General features: G+C 68.6%; 17 protein-coding genes. 10 read left to right on the top strand and 7 right to left on the bottom strand.

Annotation, left to right across the window (positions count from 1 at the left end; all coding sequences use genetic code 11):
- Positions 1-28 precede the first annotated feature (28 nt).
- The gene (locus NBT67_RS01725) at positions 29-535 is read left to right on the top strand and encodes a cation:proton antiporter regulatory subunit (RefSeq protein ID WP_251343098.1); all 507 of its coding nucleotides are present in this window, start codon (positions 29-31) and stop codon (positions 533-535) included.
- A gap of 47 nt (positions 536-582) precedes the next feature.
- A complete protein-coding gene (locus tag NBT67_RS01720) occupies positions 583-900 on the top strand; it encodes a cupin domain-containing protein (protein ID WP_251343097.1) in 318 nt (105 codons plus the stop codon).
- Here the strand turns inward: NBT67_RS01720 and NBT67_RS01715 are convergent.
- The gene (locus NBT67_RS01715) at positions 897-1,085 is read right to left on the bottom strand and encodes a hypothetical protein (protein ID WP_251343096.1); all 189 of its coding nucleotides are present in this window, start codon (positions 1,083-1,085) and stop codon (positions 897-899) included. The two genes, NBT67_RS01720 and NBT67_RS01715, sit on opposite strands and share 4 nt — an antisense overlap.
- A 177-nt stretch (positions 1,086-1,262) precedes the next feature.
- Here NBT67_RS01715 and NBT67_RS01710 point away from each other — a divergent pair, with 177 nt between their 5' ends.
- Together NBT67_RS01710 and NBT67_RS01705 are read left to right on the top strand one after the other, a co-directional pair.
- Complete coding sequence (locus tag NBT67_RS01710; RefSeq protein WP_251343095.1) at positions 1,263-2,876, top strand: long-chain-fatty-acid--CoA ligase; 1,614 nt, start codon at positions 1,263-1,265, stop codon at positions 2,874-2,876.
- 42 nt (positions 2,877-2,918) lie between these two features.
- Positions 2,919-3,338 (top strand): OsmC family peroxiredoxin, encoded by a 420-nt coding sequence (locus NBT67_RS01705; RefSeq protein ID WP_251343094.1) that lies wholly within the window; start codon positions 2,919-2,921, stop codon positions 3,336-3,338.
- 4 nt (positions 3,339-3,342) lie between these two features.
- On the opposite strand, the gene NBT67_RS01700 is transcribed toward NBT67_RS01705, so the two are convergent.
- Positions 3,343-3,849 carry a gamma carbonic anhydrase family protein gene (locus NBT67_RS01700; RefSeq protein ID WP_251343093.1) on the bottom strand — a complete coding sequence of 169 codons (507 nt, stop codon included), beginning with the start codon at positions 3,847-3,849 and terminating at the stop codon, positions 3,343-3,345.
- 108 nt (positions 3,850-3,957) lie between these two features.
- Here NBT67_RS01700 and NBT67_RS01695 point away from each other — a divergent pair, with 108 nt between their 5' ends.
- On the top strand, positions 3,958-4,443 hold the full coding sequence (locus tag NBT67_RS01695) for a pyruvoyl-dependent arginine decarboxylase (RefSeq protein WP_251343092.1): 486 nt from the start codon (positions 3,958-3,960) through the stop codon (positions 4,441-4,443).
- 15 nt (positions 4,444-4,458) lie between these two features.
- Here NBT67_RS01695 and NBT67_RS01690 read toward each other — a convergent pair whose 3' ends face one another.
- Both NBT67_RS01690 and NBT67_RS01685 read right to left on the bottom strand, forming a co-directional pair.
- Positions 4,459-5,445 carry a hypothetical protein gene (locus NBT67_RS01690; RefSeq protein ID WP_251343091.1) on the bottom strand — a complete coding sequence of 329 codons (987 nt, stop codon included), beginning with the start codon at positions 5,443-5,445 and terminating at the stop codon, positions 4,459-4,461.
- Between the two features lie 269 nt (positions 5,446-5,714).
- Complete coding sequence (locus NBT67_RS01685) at positions 5,715-6,209, bottom strand: DUF309 domain-containing protein (RefSeq protein ID WP_251343090.1); 495 nt, start codon at positions 6,207-6,209, stop codon at positions 5,715-5,717.
- A gap of 91 nt (positions 6,210-6,300) precedes the next feature.
- On the opposite strand from NBT67_RS01685, the gene NBT67_RS01680 reads away from it, so the two are divergent.
- Positions 6,301-7,179, top strand: coding sequence for a M14 family metallopeptidase (locus NBT67_RS01680; RefSeq protein WP_251343089.1), 879 nt, complete (start codon positions 6,301-6,303; stop codon positions 7,177-7,179).
- On the opposite strand, the gene NBT67_RS01675 is transcribed toward NBT67_RS01680, so the two are convergent.
- Positions 7,122-7,571 (bottom strand): UPF0179 family protein, encoded by a 450-nt coding sequence (locus tag NBT67_RS01675; protein ID WP_251343088.1) that lies wholly within the window; start codon positions 7,569-7,571, stop codon positions 7,122-7,124. The two genes, NBT67_RS01680 and NBT67_RS01675, sit on opposite strands and share 58 nt — an antisense overlap.
- Positions 7,572-7,596: 25 nt before the next feature.
- Positions 7,597-7,977: a DUF5820 family protein gene (locus NBT67_RS01670; RefSeq protein ID WP_251343087.1), complete on the bottom strand. Its 381-nt coding sequence runs from the start codon at positions 7,975-7,977 to the stop codon at positions 7,597-7,599.
- Between the two features lie 418 nt (positions 7,978-8,395).
- On the opposite strand from NBT67_RS01670, the gene NBT67_RS01665 reads away from it, so the two are divergent.
- The 4 genes from NBT67_RS01665 to NBT67_RS01650 are packed head-to-tail and all read left to right on the top strand — an operon-like array spanning position 8,396 to position 16,015.
- The gene (locus NBT67_RS01665) at positions 8,396-10,462 is read left to right on the top strand and encodes a PrkA family serine protein kinase (RefSeq protein WP_251343086.1); all 2,067 of its coding nucleotides are present in this window, start codon (positions 8,396-8,398) and stop codon (positions 10,460-10,462) included.
- Positions 10,459-12,708: a PrkA family serine protein kinase gene (locus NBT67_RS01660; protein WP_251343085.1), complete on the top strand. Its 2,250-nt coding sequence runs from the start codon at positions 10,459-10,461 to the stop codon at positions 12,706-12,708. Before NBT67_RS01665 ends, NBT67_RS01660 begins: the two co-directional genes overlap by 4 nt.
- Entirely contained in the window at positions 12,699-14,012 is a 1,314-nt protein-coding gene (locus NBT67_RS01655; RefSeq protein WP_251343084.1) for a YeaH/YhbH family protein, read from the top strand. The genes NBT67_RS01660 and NBT67_RS01655 overlap by 10 nt, the downstream gene beginning before the upstream one ends.
- Positions 14,009-16,015, top strand: a complete 2,007-nt coding sequence (locus NBT67_RS01650; RefSeq protein ID WP_251343083.1) for a SpoVR family protein — start codon at positions 14,009-14,011, stop codon at positions 16,013-16,015. Before NBT67_RS01655 ends, NBT67_RS01650 begins: the two co-directional genes overlap by 4 nt.
- On the opposite strand, the gene NBT67_RS01645 is transcribed toward NBT67_RS01650, so the two are convergent.
- A complete protein-coding gene (locus tag NBT67_RS01645) occupies positions 16,012-16,599 on the bottom strand; it encodes a DUF7344 domain-containing protein (RefSeq protein ID WP_251343082.1) in 588 nt (195 codons plus the stop codon). The genes NBT67_RS01650 and NBT67_RS01645 overlap by 4 nt on opposite strands.
- Positions 16,600-16,671 lie beyond the last annotated feature (72 nt).

Raw genomic sequence — 16,671 nt, 5'->3', positions numbered from 1 at the left:
TTAGGCATCGAGGGGGCGGAGTGTCGGTATGCGGGTGTACGAGTCGGAGGTGCCCGGCGTCGGCCGCAAGTTCGAACTCGAACTCACGGGCGAGCGAAGCGTGGTGGTGGTCGTCCACCACGACGGCCGCTGTGAGCTCTTTCGTCGGGACGGCCCCGACGCCGACGGCGAGAAGATCCTCGACCTGAAGGGCGAACAGGCCAACCGACTCGGCTCCATCCTCGAGGGGGCGTACTTCGAGTCCGTCGACGTGGAGTCCCTCTCGGTGCCCCTCGGCGAGGCCATCATCGAGTGGGTGGAGGTGACGCCGTCCTCGCCGGTCGCGGGCAAGACGCTCGCGGAGTCGCGGATCCGGAGCGAGACGGGGACCTCCATCATCGCCATCCAGCGGGGGGAGCGGACCATCTCGAACCCGCCGCCCGAGACCGAACTCGACGCGGAGGATCTGCTCGTCGCGGTTGGTACCCGGGAGGAACAGGCCGAACTCGTCGACCTGGTGGAGGGCGCGTCCGACTCGGAGTCGCCGCCGGAGTGAGGGCTGCCGACGGCGGACTTTTGTCGTCGCCGACCCAACGCTCCTCCATGGCACACACGCTCGTCGATTACGAGGACGTCGACCCGGTCGGTGGCGGTCTCCACTTCCTGCGCGACGCGCTCGACTGTTCGAACCTCGGCGTCTCGGTGCTCGACGTCGAGGCGGGCTGGAGCGGCAAACCCCACGACCACGAGGACGACGGTCAGGAGGAGGTGTACGTCCTGGTCGAGGGGGCGGCGACGGCGACGGTCGAGGGGGAGACGGTGTCGATGTCGGCGGGGGACGCCCTGCGCGTCGACCCCGGGGCGACCCGGCGACTCGACGCCGAAGAGGACTCCCTGTTCGTCGTCGCGGGCGCGCCCTAGAGGCGCGCCTCCAGGTCGACGAGGGTCCCCTGGTCGTCCACGTCGGCGTCGACGAGGTGCCGCCGGCTGATCGACCGGGGGCGCTTGGCTCGCCGGCGGCCCAGCCACCGCCAGCCGAGGTCTCGCAGCTGCCGACGCTGTGCGCGGTCCAATCGTGATCCGTGGGTGTCGCTCGTATCGTTCATGGCTCGGTCGCCCGGACCACCTCGTCGTCGGTCGATCCGGGCCGGACGTCGCCCACTCCGGACCCGATCGACTTGAATCTGTGGGTAACTGTCACACGGTATCAGTGATCGGTGTCGGATGGCCGTTCCGGTGTGTACACAAAAACAATTATAGACTCGCGCGGACACCTTCTCGTCATGCAGAAACCGCTCCTGGTGACCGACTTTCTCGACAGAGCCCGGGACTACTACGGCGACCACGAGGCGGTGGTCGCGACGACGGGCGAACGGTACACGTACGACGAGCTCGGCGCGCGGGCGGATCGGTTCGCCGCCGCCCTCCAGAGCCGCGGCATCGAGAAGGGCGACCGAGTGGCAGTCCTCGATCCGAACACGCACTTCCACCTCGAGGCGGCCTACGGGATCATGCAACTCGGCGCCATCCACACGCCGCTCAACTACCGTCTGACACCCGAGGACTTCGAGTACATCCTCGGGGACGCGGACGTCGACGCCATCTACGCCGACCACGAGTACGCCGGAAAGGTGGAGGCCGTCCGCGACGACGTGCCGACGGAGACGTTCGTCACGAACGACCCCGAGGCCGTCGACGGCGACTGGGAGGACTTCGAGGACCTGCTGGCGGCGGCGGAGAGCGACTACGACCGCCCGGAGATGAGCGAGGACGAGGTCATCACCATCAACTACACTTCGGGGACGACCGGCGACCCCAAGGGCGTGATGCGCACCCACCGGTGTGAGACGCTCCACGCCTACCTGACGACGATCCACCAGGACATCTCGGACGACGACGTCTACCTCTGGACGCTCCCGATGTTCCACGTCAACGGCTGGGGGCACATCTTCGCGATCACGGGCATGGGCGCGAAACACGTCTGCACCCGCGGGATCGACGCCGAGTGGATCTTCGACACCGTCGTCGAGGAGGACGTCTCCTACCTCTGTGGCGCGCCGACGGTGCTGAACATGCTGAGCGACTACTACCGCGACGCCGACGTGGCGACGAGCGGCGACAACGACGTGCGCATCGCCACCGCGGGGTCGGCGCCGCCGGAGGCCACCATCCGCACCGTCGAGGACGAGTTCGGCTGGTATCTCACCCACGTCTACGGCGCCACCGAAACCGGTCCGCTGGTCACCACCTCCGACGCCCGGCGCTTCTTCGACGACGACAGCGCCGACCGCTTCGCGGTCAAGAAGCGACAGGGGCTCGGCTTCCTCGGCACCGAAATCCGCGTCGTCGACGAGGACGGCGAGGACGTGCCCCGGGACGACGAGACCATCGGGGAGGTGGTCGTCCGCGGCAACCAGGTGATGGAGGGCTACTGGGAGAAACCCGAGGCGACCGAGGAGGCCTTCAGCGAACGCGCCGAGGGCTACTACCACATGGGCGACCTGGCGACGGTCGACGAGAACGGCATGATCGCCATCCAGGACCGGAAAAAGGACATCATCATCAGCGGCGGGGAGAACATCTCCAGCATCGAACTGGAGGACACGCTGTTCGAGCACCCGGCGGTGTCGGACGTGGCGGTCATCCCCGCGCCGAGCGAGCGGTGGGGCGAGGAGCCGAAGGCCTTCGTGGTCCCCGAGAGCGGCGACCCGAACGACCCGGGGGTCACCGCCGAGGAACTGATCGAGTTCACCCGCGACCACCTCGCGGGCTTCAAGGCCGTCAAGCGGATCGAGTTCGTCGTCTCCCTCCCCACGACGGCGACGGGAAAGGTCCAGAAGTACGAACTCCGGTCCCAGGAGTGGGAGGACGAGGATCGGATGATCGGCGAGGGGTGAGGGAAACTAACTTGAGTCGACCGGGAGTAGGGGCGGGACGCCATGCCAACCAGAACCGCGGAAGCGACGTGGGAAGGCGACTTGCAGACGGGCGGCGGGACGGTCGCCCTCGGCAGCGGCGCGTACGAGGGACCCTACTCGTTCGGCTCCCGGTTCGAGGACGCCGAGGGGACGAACCCCGAGGAACTGATCGGCGCCGCCGAGGCGGGCTGTTTCGCCATGGCGCTCGCGAACGCCCTCGCGGAGGACGGCTTCACGCCCGAGCGCATCGACGCCGAGGCGAGCGTCCACCTCGACGCCGGCGACCTCACCATCGACGAGATCGAACTCGTGGCCGAGGGGACCGTCCCCGACGCCTCCGAGGCGGAGTTCCGCGAGTACGCCATCGACGCCAAGAACAACTGCCCGGTGTCGAAGGCGCTCGCCGGCCCGAACATCGAACTGACCGCCGACCTGCGCTGAGCGGTCAGTCCTCGTCGACGACGGTCGACGTCTCGGCGTAGACGTCGGCCTTCTCGACGTAGCGGTCGGCCGCCTCCGACCACGACGAGTCGGGAATCTCCTTGATGACGTCGGCGGGCGTCCCCGCGACGAGCGTCTCCGGCGGGACCTCGGTCCCCTCGGTGACGACGCTCCCGGCCGCGACGATGGCGCCCTCGCCGACCGTCGCGTCGTCGAGGACGACCGCCCCCATCCCGACCAGTCCGCGCTCCTCGACGGTCGCCGCGTGGACGATGGCCGTGTGACCGACGGTGGCGTAGGGGCCGACGACCGCGTCCTCGTGACAGACGGCGTTGTCCTGGACGTTGGCTCCCTCGCTGATCACGATGGGCTGGTCCCCCCGGAGCGTGGCGTTCGGCCAGACCGAGGCGTCGCGCTCGACGGTCACGTCGCCGACGACGACCGCCGCGTCGTCGACGTAGGCGTCCTCGTGAACCGTCGGTTCGACGCCGTCGACTGCTCTGAGTACCATGCGTACGCGTCAGTCGGGGGGCGTTAAAGTCCCCCCGACCGACGGCGGGGGCGCCGACCGACGACGGGGACGGCAACCCCTTTCACCCCCCGATACCGAAGCGTCGGTATGAGCGACGCCATCGAGGTCGTCTGGGGCCGCGGCGACGCCACGACGCCGCTGAGCGCGTTCGACGCGGCGCTCGCGGACGCCGGGATCCACAACTACAACCTCGTCACCTACTCCTCGATCGTCCCGCCCGAGCGGTCGGTCGTCCGCCCCGGCCGGAGCGAGGCCGACTACGGCGTCGGCGCGCCCGTCGGAACCGTGCTCGCGGCCGCCGAGACGGCGCAGTCGAACGAAACCGTCGCCGCCGGTCTGGGTTGGATCCGCGCCGAGGAGGGCGGGGTGATGATGGAGAGCACCGCGGGATCGGCGGCGGCCGTCCGGTCGGACCTCCGGGAGAAACTCGCGGACGCCCGCCGACTGCGGGACTGGCACTGGGAGGACGAGGAACGGCTGGAGGTGCGCGAACACGCCGCCGACCGGACGGGCGCGGTGGTCGTCGCGGCCGTCTACGGCGCGCTCTCGTACGCCGACGCGGACGTCCGGTAGTCGCGGCCACGGGTCTCACGGGGCGGACCGGTCCTGCATGGCGTCGAGCGCCTCCCTGGCCGCCCGACTCACGGCCGGATCGGGGTCGAGCCGGAGGTCCCGCAGTCGGTCGACCGCGTCGGTGCGGTCGAGCAACTCGGGGCGCTCTCGACCGGCGGCTCCGAGGAGGCGGACCGCCTGATCGAGGTCCGTGCCGTCCGCCAGCCGATCCACCAGCGTCGACACGTCGGCCGGATCGAGGTCGGCGGCGACGGCGGTCCGCGTGTCGTCGAGCGGGTCCGCGCCGTCGTCTGGCGTCGTCCGCTCGTCGTCCCGAGCCGCGGCGACGGCCGTCTCCTCCCCGCCAGTCGCTCCGGGTGCGCGCTCGTCCCCGTCGGCGCCCCCGGCGCCGGTCACGACCGCCTCGGACTCCCCTTCGCCGACCTCGATCCCCGAGTCGGTCGCGGTCGGGGGCGTCCGTTCGTCCACGTCCGGGCGGTCGTCCACGTCTGGGCGGTCGTCCACGTCCGGGCGGTCGTCCACGTCCGGGCGGTCGTCCACGTCCGGGCGGTCGTCCACGTCCGTCCGCGTCGGGGTCGCGCTCGATGCCGGCGCGGACCCCTGGCCATCCGACCGGCCGTCGGCCGCGTCCGGTGACGGGGTCGTCCCCCCGTCGATTTCACCGGGCGGTGGCGTCAGTCCCCCGTCGACGGTTCCGACCGCCCCGTCGTCGCGCGTGGACGCCGCCCCGTCGTCGGACACGGACGCCGTCCCCTCCGTCCGCCCCGGCGCCGACGACGCCCCGTCCGACGGGGGCTCCCGCGCCGCCGACAGCTCCGAGCGGTCCTCGTCGGTCGCGCTCGGGGCCGGCGTCAGCCCGTCGGCGTCGGCCGCGTCTCCGGAGGTGCCCGCGGAGACGACCACGATCGCCGCCGCGACTACGAAGAGCACCATCAGGAGCAAGACGGAGCCCGCCGACTGCAGGGGCACCATCGGAAGCCCCGCCACCGGCGATCCGGTCACGGCTCACCCCCGAGTGGGCCGACGGCCGACCCCGGAGTGGGGGCGCGTGCCGACCGTCGAGTGCGGTGAGTGGAGACGATGCGAACCGGCGGCGGAGCCGTCCCGTCCATCGTGAGACGTGTTCGAACCTCGGAAGTTATAACTTTCCCAATACGTGGGCGTACCGACGGTCGGGTGCGTGATCGACCGCTCCGACGGATCGCCGTGAGTTGGGCCCGGCCGACGAGCGTGTGATCGGCGACGGCCAGCGAACGGGACGGCGGTCCGCCTCACTCCAGCCGCTCGGCGTACTCGTAGTCCGCGTCGGTCGCCTCGGGACGCCCCCCGTCGAGCGTGATCCGCCACCCGTCCACGGCCGCGGGGTCCGAGAGCGCCGCCCGGAGCCGCGTCCGCACGTCGTCGACGTCGACGCCGTAGTAGTCGCCCGGTACCCCGTGGAGGTACTCGAGTGCCGTCTCGAACAGCGAGCGCATCCCGTCGTCGTTCTCGAAGTCGACGTGTTTGTACGCGCCGGCGGCGACCTGCACCATCCCGTGCAGGAAGGCGCTCTCGGTGGTTCCGCTCCCGTAGTTGTACCACTCGTCCTCGAAGCAGTCGTGCGACTCGTGGAAGGCGCCGTCGTTGTAGAGCCGGACGCCGTGGACCACGGCCCGTCGGAGCGTCCCGTGTTCCCAGCCGTTCGACTCGCCCCGAGCCGCGCTCCACCCGGTCGGATCGCCGGAGACCGGCGGCCCGACGCTGTGGTCCCGGGTGTGGTCGTCCATGGAGGCTCCAAGACGAGCCACGGGCCTAACACCTGCGGTGGGACGTGACGCGACGGAAACGCACTTCAACGCCCGCGACTAGGGGCCTGTAATGAGGATACGAGAGTTCGGCGACGACCCGGACGTGGCGGTCGTCGCGGCGGTTCACGGCGACGAGCCCTGCGGCTCACGGGCGGTGGAGGCGATCCTCGACGACCCCCCGGCGTTCGAGCGTCCGGTGAAGTTCGTCGTCGCCAACGAGCGCGCCCTGCAACGCGGGGTGCGCTACCTCGACGACGACCTCAACCGGGCGTTCCCCGGGGACTCGGCGGCGGAGAGTCACGAGCGACGACTGGCGGACAGGCTGCTGGCGGAACTCGACGGCTGTACGACCCTCGCGTTGCACTCGACGCAGTCGTACGCCGACCCCTTCGCCCTGGTCGACGCCGTCGACCCGGAGACGGCGGCGCTGTGTGCGCACCTGCCCGTCGACGCGGTGGTGGAGACGGCCGCCTACGCCGGCGGTCGGCTGATCGACTACCCCGGAACCGTCGAGGTGGAGTGTGGGCTCCAGTGGTCCGAGGCGGCCGCGGAGAACGCCCGCCGGCTGATCGACGCGTTCCTCGTGGCGACGGACGTCCTGCCCGCGTCGTCGGGGATCGATCCCGACCCCGACCCCGACCTCGACGTGCCGATATTCCGTCTCACCGGGCGGGTGCCGAAGGCGCCGGCCCAGGAACACGAGGTGTTCGTCGAGAACTTCGAACGCGTGCCCGCCGGCGTGCCGTTCGCGTCGGCCGACGGCGACGACCACGTGGCCGACGAGCCGTTCTACCCCATCCTGATGTCGGCCGAGGGCTACGAGAGCGTGTTCGGGTACGCGGGGGAGCGGGTCGGGCGCCTCGCGGACGTGATCGGGGACGACCCGGACCGTCACTCCTCGCGTGGTGCGAGTTCGACCAGCGTCAGATCCCGGTCGAGCATACAGTAGTCGTGGGGCGGGTCCCCGACCACCTCGTCGATGCGGTACTCGACGTCGAAGTCGACCCCGTCGGGGACGCAGTAGGCGTGGCTCGGACAGTCCGTGTAGGGACACGACCCCGCGAGTTTCGCCTTGCTACCCGCGTAGGCGACCTTCGAGGGCACGTTCGCGGGGACCGACGCGGGCTCCACCTCGACGGCACGCACGCCCCCGTCGTGGACCGCGCAGTCGAGCGTCTGGGCGTTCTCGCGAACGTCCGTGATCCGGTAGCGGGTACCGGGGGAGAGGTCGAGACACTGCCCGCGGTACGGACAGCCCTCGCAGGCGCTCGATTCGCCGCGGAAGACGAACTCGCGGCCCACCTCCGCGAGGCGCGTTCCGATGAGCGTGACCTCGGACATGGACGGGGGTTCTCGTCCCTGGCGGTTAAGCCTCGCGACCGAGCAGGTCGTCGAGGCGGTCGAAGTACGCCTCGCGGGGGACCTGATAGGCCTCGCGGTAGTCGACGTCGCCCGCGGCGAAGGCCCGGGCGAACTCGACGGCCGTCTCGACGGCGTCGTCGCGGCTGTCGGCCGTCCCCGTCCGCGCCTCGATTTCGGGTTCGAGATACAGCGTGATCGTCCAGCCCTCGTCCCCGCCGGCCCCCGGGCGGCGCCGGGGCGACCCCGGCGAGAGGTAGACGGTCGGGAGACAGGGCGCCGGAAAGGCGTCGGTGTCGAACACGTCCGGACGGTACGCCAGGATCGCCCGCCCCCCGGGTTCCTCGTGCCACACGGTCCAGCCGTCGGGGAGCGATTCGAAGGTCATGTCCGTCTCTTCGTCCCGACGAACCTATAGGTCGGTGATCGGCGGCGACCGTCGGCGGCGCCACCGTCCCCGGGGACCCTCCTTCACCGTTCGTCCGGGTGGACGCCCGATCGAACGGGGTCGACCGCCGTCGTACCGGCCGTGACCGAGCGCCCCGGAGCGGGCGCGCCCCCCGTGGACGTGGGGGAACCCGCCACCTTAGCAACAAGACTTATGTACGTGTATTACTGACATGGTTTATAGTCTCGGTTACCAGCGGGCCGAGCAGCCGTCGACCGAACTCCCCCGCCGCCCCCACGTCTCCCGACGACACTGCGACCACCCCGTGGTCGCTACCGGGTCGTGGTACGTGTACCCATATCACGGTATCGGCGGAGGTCGCTCGGCGACGCTCCCGGAGCCGAGACACGAAGAGACAATGACGAAGGAAACCCTCGAAGACCTCAGCCAGCACTACAAGGAATCGGTTCCCGCGGACCTGCGCGAAGCGAAGCGCTTCGACTGGTATCTGGACGAGGTGTACGACGATCCGCGGATCGCTCGCAACGCCCACCAGCGCGTCGCCGACATGTTCGACTACTACGGGACGGAGTACGACGAGGACGCCGGCGTCGTCGAGTATCTCATGGCCTCGGAGGACCCGTTACACGACGGGGAGAACACCTTCTACGGCCGCGAGGTCCACGAGTCGATCCACGAGTTCGTCAACAAGGTGAAAAGCGGCGCCCGCGGGCTGGGACCGGAGAAGCGCATCAAACTGTTGCTCGGGCCCGTCGGCTCCGGGAAGTCGCACTTCGACTGGATGGTCCGTCGGTACTTCGAGGATTACACCATGCACGACGACGGCCGGATGTACACCTTCCAGTGGGTGAACCTCTGTGACATCGTCCGCGACCAGGACCCCGCGGACGACACCGTCGTCTCGCCCATGAACCAGGATCCGCTGGTCCTCCTCCCACAGGAACAGCGCGACCGGGTGCTCGAGCGGCTGAACGGCGCGCTCGACGCTCCCTACACGATCCGCAACGAGCAGTCGCTCGACCCCGCGAGCGAGTTCTACATGGATCGGCTGCTGGCCCACTACGACGACGACCTGAAGGCCGTCCTCGACAATCACGTCGAGGTCGTCAGGCTGGTCGCCTCGGAGAACAAGCGCCAGTGCATCGAGACGTTCGAACCCAAGGACAAGAAAAACCAGGACGAGACGGAGTTGACCGGCGACGTCAACTACTCGAAGATCGCCATCTACGGCGAGAGCGATCCGCGGGCGTTCGACTACTCCGGGGCGTTCTGTAACGCCAACCGCGGCCTGTTCAGCGGCGAGGAACTGCTGAAACTCCAGCGGGAGTTCCTCTACGACTTCCTGCACGCCTCCCAGGAACAGACGATCAAGCCGAAGAACAACCCCCGGATCGACATCGACCAGGTGATCGTCGGCCGCACCAACATGCCCGAGTACCGGGACAAGAAGGGCGACGAGAAGATGGAGGCCTTCAACGACAGGACGAAACGGATCGACTTCCCGTACGTCCTGGAGTACAGCGAGGAGGCCGAGATCTACCGGAAGATGCTCCGGAACGCGGACGTCCCCGACATGCACATCGAGCCCCACGCGATGGAGATGGCGGGGTTGTTCGGCGTCCTCACCCGCATCACGGAGCCGGACGGCGAGAACGTCACGCTCGTCCAGAAGGCCAAGGCCTACAACGGCGAGATCGACGAGGCCGACGACGTCGACGTCAAGAAACTCCGCGAGGAGGGCGAGAAGCGGGCCGACATCGCGGAGGGGATGGACGGCGTCTCCGCGCGGTTCATCGGCGACGAGATCGCGGAGGCCATCATGGACGCCACCCACCGCGACCGGGGGTACCTCTCGCCGCTCTCGGTGTTCACCCACTTCGAGCGCAACCTCGAGAACCACGGTTCGATCCCCGAGGAGAACGTCGAGCGCTACCACCGCTACCTCGAACTCGTCCGCGAGGAGTACAAGGAGCGGGCCATCGAGGACGTGCGCCACGCACTCGCGTACGACGTCGACGAGATCCGTCGGCAGGGCGAGAAGTACATGGATCACGTGATGGCGTACATCGACGACGCCACCGTCACCGACGAACTCACCGGCCGGGAGCAGGAGCCGGACGAGACGTTCCTGCGCTCCGTCGAGGAGAAGTTGGAGATTCCGAGCGACCGCAAGGACGACTTCCGCCAGGAGGTGTCCAACTGGGTGAGCCGTCGCGCCCGCGAGGGCGAGGGCTTCGACCCGCAGGACAACGACCGCCTGCGCCGCGCCCTCGAACGGAAGCTCTGGGAGGACAAGAAACACAACATCAACTTCTCGGCGCTGGTGTCGGCGAACGAGCTCGACGACGACGAGCGCAGCGCGTGGGTCGACGCGCTGATCGAACAGGGTTACTCCCGCGAGGGAGCCACCGAGGTGCTGGAGTTCGCGGGTGCGGAGGTCGCAAAGAGCGAACTGGAAGGATGACGAACGACTACATCCGCGCGGGCGACGAGGAACTCTCGGGCGCCTACGAGGAGCCGATGAGCCTCGCCGAGTACGTGGACGCGGCGATCGAACAGCCGTCCATCGCCTCCCACGCGCCGAAGTACCTGCTCGAGGCCATCGAGTCGATGGGCACCCGGACGGTCATCGAGGAGGGGGAGGAGCGCGAGCGCTACCGCTTCTTCGACGACCCCGCCAACGACGGCGAACACGCCATCCTCGGCAACACCGAGGTGCTCAACGGCTTCGTCGACGACCTGCGGACCATCGCCGCGGACCGCGGCAAGAGCGAGAAGATCATCTGGTTCGACGGCCCGACCGCGACGGGGAAGTCGGAGCTCAAGCGGTGTCTCATCAACGGGTTGCGGGAGTACTCCAAGACCGACGCCGGGCGTCGCTACACCGTCGAGTGGAACGTCGCCAGCGGCACCGAGGAGCGGGGGCTGAGCTACGGCGACGAGATCGACCGCGAGGACGACTGGTACGAGAGCCCCGTCCAGTCCCACCCGCTGTCGGTGTTTCCGGAGGGCGTCCGCGAGTCGATCCTCGACGACCTGGAGGGATCGCTGCCGACGCGGGTCGACGCCGACCTCGACCCGTTCTGTCGAGAGGCCTACGACCACCTGGAGGAGCGCTACCGCCGCGCGGGGGGGACCAACCTGTTTTCCTCCATCACCGACCCGCGACACCTGCGGGTGAAAAACTACGTCGTCGACGTGGGGCGAGGGATCGGCGTCCTCCACTCGGAGGACGACGGCTCGCCGAAGGAGCGGCTGGTCGGGTCGTGGATGCCCGGGATGCTCCGCGAACTCGACTCCAGAGGTCGAAAGAACCCGCAGGCCTTCTCCTACGACGGCGTCCTCTCGCAGGGCAACGGCCTGCTGACCGTCGTCGAGGACGCCTCCCAGCACGCGGACCTCCTGCGGAAACTGCTGAACGTCCCCGACGAGGGACGCGTGAAACTGGACAAGGGCATCGGGATGGACATCGACACGCAGTTGCTCATCATCTCGAACCCCGACCTCGACGTGGAACTCGACAAGTACGCCGACCGCAACGGGCGCGACCCGCTGAAGGCGCTGAAGCGGCGCCTCGACAAACACGAGTTCGGCTACCTCACCAACCTCTCCCTGGAGGCGGAGCTGATCCGCCGCGAGCTGACGGCGGAGACGGCCGTCTGGGAGGCCGAGGGGTACGCGGACCTCGAATCCCGCGTTCGCGAGGGGCTGACGCTGTCGATGCGCGACGGCACCGGCGGGGTCGTCGAGCGGGAACTCGCCCCCCACGCCGTCGAGGCGGCGGCGCTGTACAGCGTCGTCACCCGCCTCGACGGCGAGGACGTGCCGGGGAACCGGAGCCTCGTCGAGAAGGCCCTGCTCTTCGATCAGGGCTACCTGCAGGAGGGCGACGAACGGGTCGACGCCGACGAGTTCGAGTTCGACGGCGACGACGGGAGCCACGGGATTCCGGTCACCTACACGCGCGACGTCGTCGCCGACCTGCTCCAGACCGACGCCGACCGGCACCACGACGGCCTCCCCGTCGAGCGGGTGGTCATGCCGGACGACATCCTCGACGCGATGGCCGACGGCCTGAGCGACGCCCCCGTCTTCTCGCGGGCCGAGGCCGCCGAGTACGAGAACCGGCTCGCGGTCGTCAAAAGCTACGTCTTCGACCGGCAGGAGGCGGACGTCCTCGACGCGCTGCTGGCCGAGAAGGGGGTCGACGAGGAGACGGTCGCCGAGTACGTCGAACACGTCTTCGCGTGGGCGAACGACGATCAGGTGGCGACCGACCGCGGGGCGGTCGACCCCGATCCGCTGTTGATGAAGGTGTTCGAAACCGAACACCTCGGCCGGTTCGGAACCGGCGCGTACGACGGCGCGGAGCCCGTCGAGCGGGTCGAGGAGTTCCGCCGCGAGAAGGTGATCACGGCCATCAACCGCTACGCGTGGGAGAACCGCGACGAGGACTTCGCCATCGAGAACGTCGACGTGGCGGACATCCCGGTCATCCGGGCGGTGCTCGACGCGCACGACTGGGGCGACGTGAAGCGGCTGTTCGAGGAGTTCGACCCCGCACAGTGGACCGACCCGCCCGCGGGGACGGAGACCGAACGGCTCAAGGAACGCACGCTCGCGCACCTCCGCGAGAACGGCTACTCGCCCGCCTCGGCGGAGTTGACGGGCCGCAAGGTGATGCGTGAGGTGAGCTACCGATGGGACTGAGGGAGGACCTCGACCGGTTCCGCGAGGTCGGCGAGCGGCGCCGCGAGGACCTGGAAGAGTTCATCCGCTACGGTGACCTCGGCGGGAGCGGCCCCGAGAGCATCCGGGTGCCGATCAAGGTGGTCGACCTGCCGGAGTTCGCCTACGACCCCCGGGACCGCGGCGGCGTCGGGCAGGGACAGGACGGCACGCCGGACGTGGGACAGCCGGTCGGCGAGCCCCAACCCGACGACGAGGGCGACGAGGACGGCGACCCCGGCGAGGAGGGTGCCGACCACGAGTACTACGAGATGGACCCCGAGGAGTTCGCCGAGGAACTCGACGAGGAACTCGGTCTCGACCTCGAACCGAAGGGCAAGGAGGTCGTCGAGGAGGTCGAGGGCGACTTCACGGAGCTGACACGCGCCGGGCCGAACAGCACGCTGGACTTCGAGCGCCTGTTCAAACAGGGGCTGAAGCGGAAGCTGGCGATGGACTTCGACGAGGAGTTCGTCCGCGAGGCGATGCGCGTCGCGGGGGCCACGCCCGGCGAGGTGTTCCGGTGGTGTCGCGGGGAGAACGTCCTCGTCTCCCGCGCGTGGATCGAAGACCAGTGGGACTCGATCCCCGACGAGGAGCGCGGCCGGTGGGAGAGCTTCGAGGAGATGACCGAGACCGTCGAGCGGACCACCACGCTCGAACGCATCCGCCGGGAGGGGCTCCGGGAGGTGCCCTTCCGCCGCGAGGACGAGCGCTACCGCCACCCCGAGGTGATCGAGAAGACGGAGAAGAACGTGGTGGTGGTGAACATCCGCGACGTATCCGGAAGCATGCGCGAGCAGAAGCGCGAACTCGTCGAGCGGACCTTCACGCCGCTGGACTGGTATCTGACCGGCAAGTACGACCGCGCGGAGTTCGTCTACATCGCCCACGACGCCGAGGCCTGGGAGGTCGAACGCGAGGACTTCTTCGGCATCCGCTCGGGCGGCGGCACCCGCATCTCCTCGGCGTACGAACTCGCCGCGGAGGTCCTGGAGGAGCGCTATCCGTGGGCTGAGTGGAACCGCTACGTCTTCGCCGCCGGCGACTCCGAGAACTCCAGCAACGACACCCGGGAGAACGTCGTGCCGCTGATGGAATCGATTCCGGCGAACCTGCACGCGTACGTCGAGACCCAGCCCGGGGGGACGGCGATCAACGCCACCCACGCCGAGGAGGTCGAACGCGCCTTCGAGGACGACGGCGCCGTCGTCGTCGCCTACGTCTCCGACCCGGCGGACGTGACCGACGCCATCTACGACATCCTGAGCACGGAGGACCAATGAGAGACGACCGCATCGACGCACGGAAGGAAGCGAACCGGCTGACCGAACCGGTCGAGGAGGCCGCGGCCCTCGCCCGGAAACTGGGGCTCGATCCGTATCCGGTCAACTACTGGATCGTCGACCACGACGAGATGAACGAACTCATCGCCTACGGCGGGTTCCAGCGGCGCTACCCCCACTGGCGGTGGGGGATGGCCTACGACCGCCAGCGCAAACAGGATCAGTTCGGCATGGGGAAGGCCTTCGAAATCGTCAACAACGACAACCCCGCCCACGCCTTCCTCCAGGAGTCGAACTCGCTGGCCGACCAGAAGGCGGTCATCACGCACGTCGAGGCCCACGCCGACTTCTTCGCCAACAACGAGTGGTTCGGCCTGTTCGGCGACGGCCAGGGCGACGAGCGCGCCGATCTGGACGCCGCGGCCATGCTCGAACGCCACGCCGAGACCATCAGAGGGTACGTCGAGGACCCCGAAATCGACCGCGACGAGGTGGAGCGATTCATCGACGCCGTCCTCTGTCTGGAGGACACCATCGACCAGCACCGGGCGTTCGCCCGGGCCGACGAGCGACGCGAGCGCGACGCCCCGACGGACCTCCGGGAGCGACTCGACGAACTCGACGTCTCGGAGGACGTGCGCCGGCAGGCCTTCGACGAGGAGTGGCTGGAGGAACTCGCCGAGTCGGAGCGGGCGGCGGCCAAACTGGAGGAGCCACACACGGACGTGCTGGCCTACCTCCGTGAACACGGCAAGCGGTTCGACGAGGAGTCGGGCAAGGCCGAGGCGTTCGAACCCTGGCAGACGGACGTCCTCGACGTCCTGCGGACGGAGGCGTACTACTTCGCGGGCCAGAAGATGACGAAGGTGATGAACGAGGGGTGGGCGGCCTTCTGGGAATCGACGATGATGAGCGACGAGAACTTCGCCGGCACCGACGAGTTCGTCACCTACGCCGACCACATGGCGCGGGTCCTCGGCTCGCCCGGCCTCAACCCCTACAAACTCGGGATGGAACTCTGGGAGTACGTCGAGAACGTCACCAACCGCCGCGAGGTTGCGGATCACCTCCTGCGGGTCGAGGGCGTCACGTGGCGGAACTTCCACGACGTGATCGACTTCGACGAGGTCGAGGACCTGCTGGCGCCCGACCCGGCGGTCGCCACGATCACGCCGGAGACGCTCGCCGACCTCGACCCCGAGGATCCGCGGGTGGACGCCGAGTCGCTGGAGCGGGCGCGGGCCGGCGAGGTGGACGTGGAGCGCTACCCGTGGAAGGTGCTCACGACCGAGGGGCTGGCCGAACGGCACTTCTCGCTGTGCAAGCCACAGAACCGCGGGTTCCTCCGTCGGATCCGGCGGTCGGAACTCGAACGCCTGGCGCGGTACATGTTCGACGACGCGAAGTACGACACCGTCGCCGAGGCGCTGGCGGACGTGGACTACGGCGTCGGCTGGCGGCGTATGTTCGAACACCGGGAGAGCCACAACGACGTGACCTTCATCGACGCCTTCCTCTCCGAGGAGTTCGTGACCGAGAACGACTACTTCACCTACGAGTTCTCGCAGGCGACCGGCGACTTCCGCGTCGCCTCGGACGACCCCGAGGACGTGAAAAAGAAGCTCCTCCTGCAGTTCACCAACTTCGGGAAGCCGACCGTCGCCGTCTACGACGGCAACTTCGACAACCGCAACGAACTCCTCCTGGGCCACCAGTACAACGGCATCGACCTCGACGTGGAGCAAGCCAAGCGCGTGCTCGAACGCACCTACGAACTCTGGGGCCGGCCGGTCAACCTCATGACCATCGTCACGGAGTACGACGAGCACGAACTGGAGATCGCCAGACGGCGTAACCGCGAACCGACGCCGACCGAGGTCGGCAAGCGCATCCGGTACGACGGCGACCGCTTCGAGACCCACGACCTGGATCCAGAACTGGAGGAGCGGATCGCCGCCAACGACATCGACTACGACACGAAACCGGACGACTGGCTGAGCTAATCGTCGTCGCCGAACACGTCGAGGGGGGTGTTGCGGCCGCCGATCCGGTTGCGGCGGGCGAGATACGAGTTGGCGCCGGCCGAGACGACAAAGAGGATCACGATGACGCCGGCGAAGGCCAGATCCGGGAGCGCGGAAAACGGGAACACGTCCAGCCACGCCGCGAGGAGAAAGAGCAGGGCGACCGCCGAGAGGCCGAGATAGAAGTCACACCACGGAACGTCGTGTTCGCCGACCACCTCCAGATACACGTCGAGTTCCGACGCCCGGTCGGCGAGGCTGATCGTCCCCCGGTCCCGGTCGTAGTCGACGATGCCGGCCTCGTCGAGTTTCGGCAGGTGTGTCTGGTGGAGCGACGTGTAGACGCGCTTGCGCTGCTTGTAGTTCAGGTCCGCGACCGACACGTCGTTCTCCCAGGCGGCGATCCGTTCGGCGAGGTCCCGAAGCTCGACCGTCCCGGGGTTCCGGTGGAGGTAGTAGAGCACGTATCGCCGGCGCTGGTTGCTCAGCATCGAGAAGATGGTGTCTTTCGACAGCCGGTCCGGCTGCGAGCGTTCGCGACGACGAGGTTCTTGTGCAGACATGTGTGGCATCCGGGAGACGAGGCTCGAATTCCAGCGAACGAGCGGGTCCTGCGTGTGCAAGTCTCGACCGCG

Source organism: Haloplanus sp. GDY1 (assembly GCF_023703775.1).
GTDB classification, from domain to species: domain Archaea; phylum Halobacteriota; class Halobacteria; order Halobacteriales; family Haloferacaceae; genus Haloplanus; species Haloplanus halophilus.
Note: the sequence above shows the minus strand (reverse complement) of the source record. Positions and strands in the feature narration are given on the sequence as shown.

What these genes read in the sequence shown, in the direction of transcription:
- NBT67_RS01670 (WP_251343087.1), bottom strand. Translation starts at nt 7,977, where the DNA reads ATGACCTTCGAATCGCTCCCCGACGGCTGGACCGTGTGGCACGAGGAA.
- NBT67_RS01710 (WP_251343095.1), top strand. Translation starts at nt 1,263, where the DNA reads ATGCAGAAACCGCTCCTGGTGACCGACTTTCTCGACAGAGCCCGGGAC.
- NBT67_RS01650 (WP_251343083.1), top strand. Translation starts at nt 14,009, where the DNA reads ATGAGAGACGACCGCATCGACGCACGGAAGGAAGCGAACCGGCTGACC.
- NBT67_RS01660 (WP_251343085.1), top strand. Translation starts at nt 10,459, where the DNA reads ATGACGAACGACTACATCCGCGCGGGCGACGAGGAACTCTCGGGCGCC.
- NBT67_RS01695 (WP_251343092.1), top strand. Translation starts at nt 3,958, where the DNA reads ATGAGCGACGCCATCGAGGTCGTCTGGGGCCGCGGCGACGCCACGACG.
- NBT67_RS01705 (WP_251343094.1), top strand. Translation starts at nt 2,919, where the DNA reads ATGCCAACCAGAACCGCGGAAGCGACGTGGGAAGGCGACTTGCAGACG.
- NBT67_RS01655 (WP_251343084.1), top strand. Translation starts at nt 12,699, where the DNA reads ATGGGACTGAGGGAGGACCTCGACCGGTTCCGCGAGGTCGGCGAGCGG.
- NBT67_RS01680 (WP_251343089.1), top strand. Translation starts at nt 6,301, where the DNA reads ATGAGGATACGAGAGTTCGGCGACGACCCGGACGTGGCGGTCGTCGCG.
- NBT67_RS01700 (WP_251343093.1), bottom strand. Translation starts at nt 3,849, where the DNA reads ATGGTACTCAGAGCAGTCGACGGCGTCGAACCGACGGTTCACGAGGAC.
- NBT67_RS01685 (WP_251343090.1), bottom strand. Translation starts at nt 6,209, where the DNA reads ATGGACGACCACACCCGGGACCACAGCGTCGGGCCGCCGGTCTCCGGC.
- NBT67_RS01675 (WP_251343088.1), bottom strand. Translation starts at nt 7,571, where the DNA reads ATGTCCGAGGTCACGCTCATCGGAACGCGCCTCGCGGAGGTGGGCCGC.
- NBT67_RS01715 (WP_251343096.1), bottom strand. Translation starts at nt 1,085, where the DNA reads ATGAACGATACGAGCGACACCCACGGATCACGATTGGACCGCGCACAG.
- NBT67_RS01645 (WP_251343082.1), bottom strand. Translation starts at nt 16,599, where the DNA reads ATGTCTGCACAAGAACCTCGTCGTCGCGAACGCTCGCAGCCGGACCGG.
- NBT67_RS01720 (WP_251343097.1), top strand. Translation starts at nt 583, where the DNA reads ATGGCACACACGCTCGTCGATTACGAGGACGTCGACCCGGTCGGTGGC.
- NBT67_RS01725 (WP_251343098.1), top strand. Translation starts at nt 29, where the DNA reads ATGCGGGTGTACGAGTCGGAGGTGCCCGGCGTCGGCCGCAAGTTCGAA.
- NBT67_RS01665 (WP_251343086.1), top strand. Translation starts at nt 8,396, where the DNA reads ATGACGAAGGAAACCCTCGAAGACCTCAGCCAGCACTACAAGGAATCG.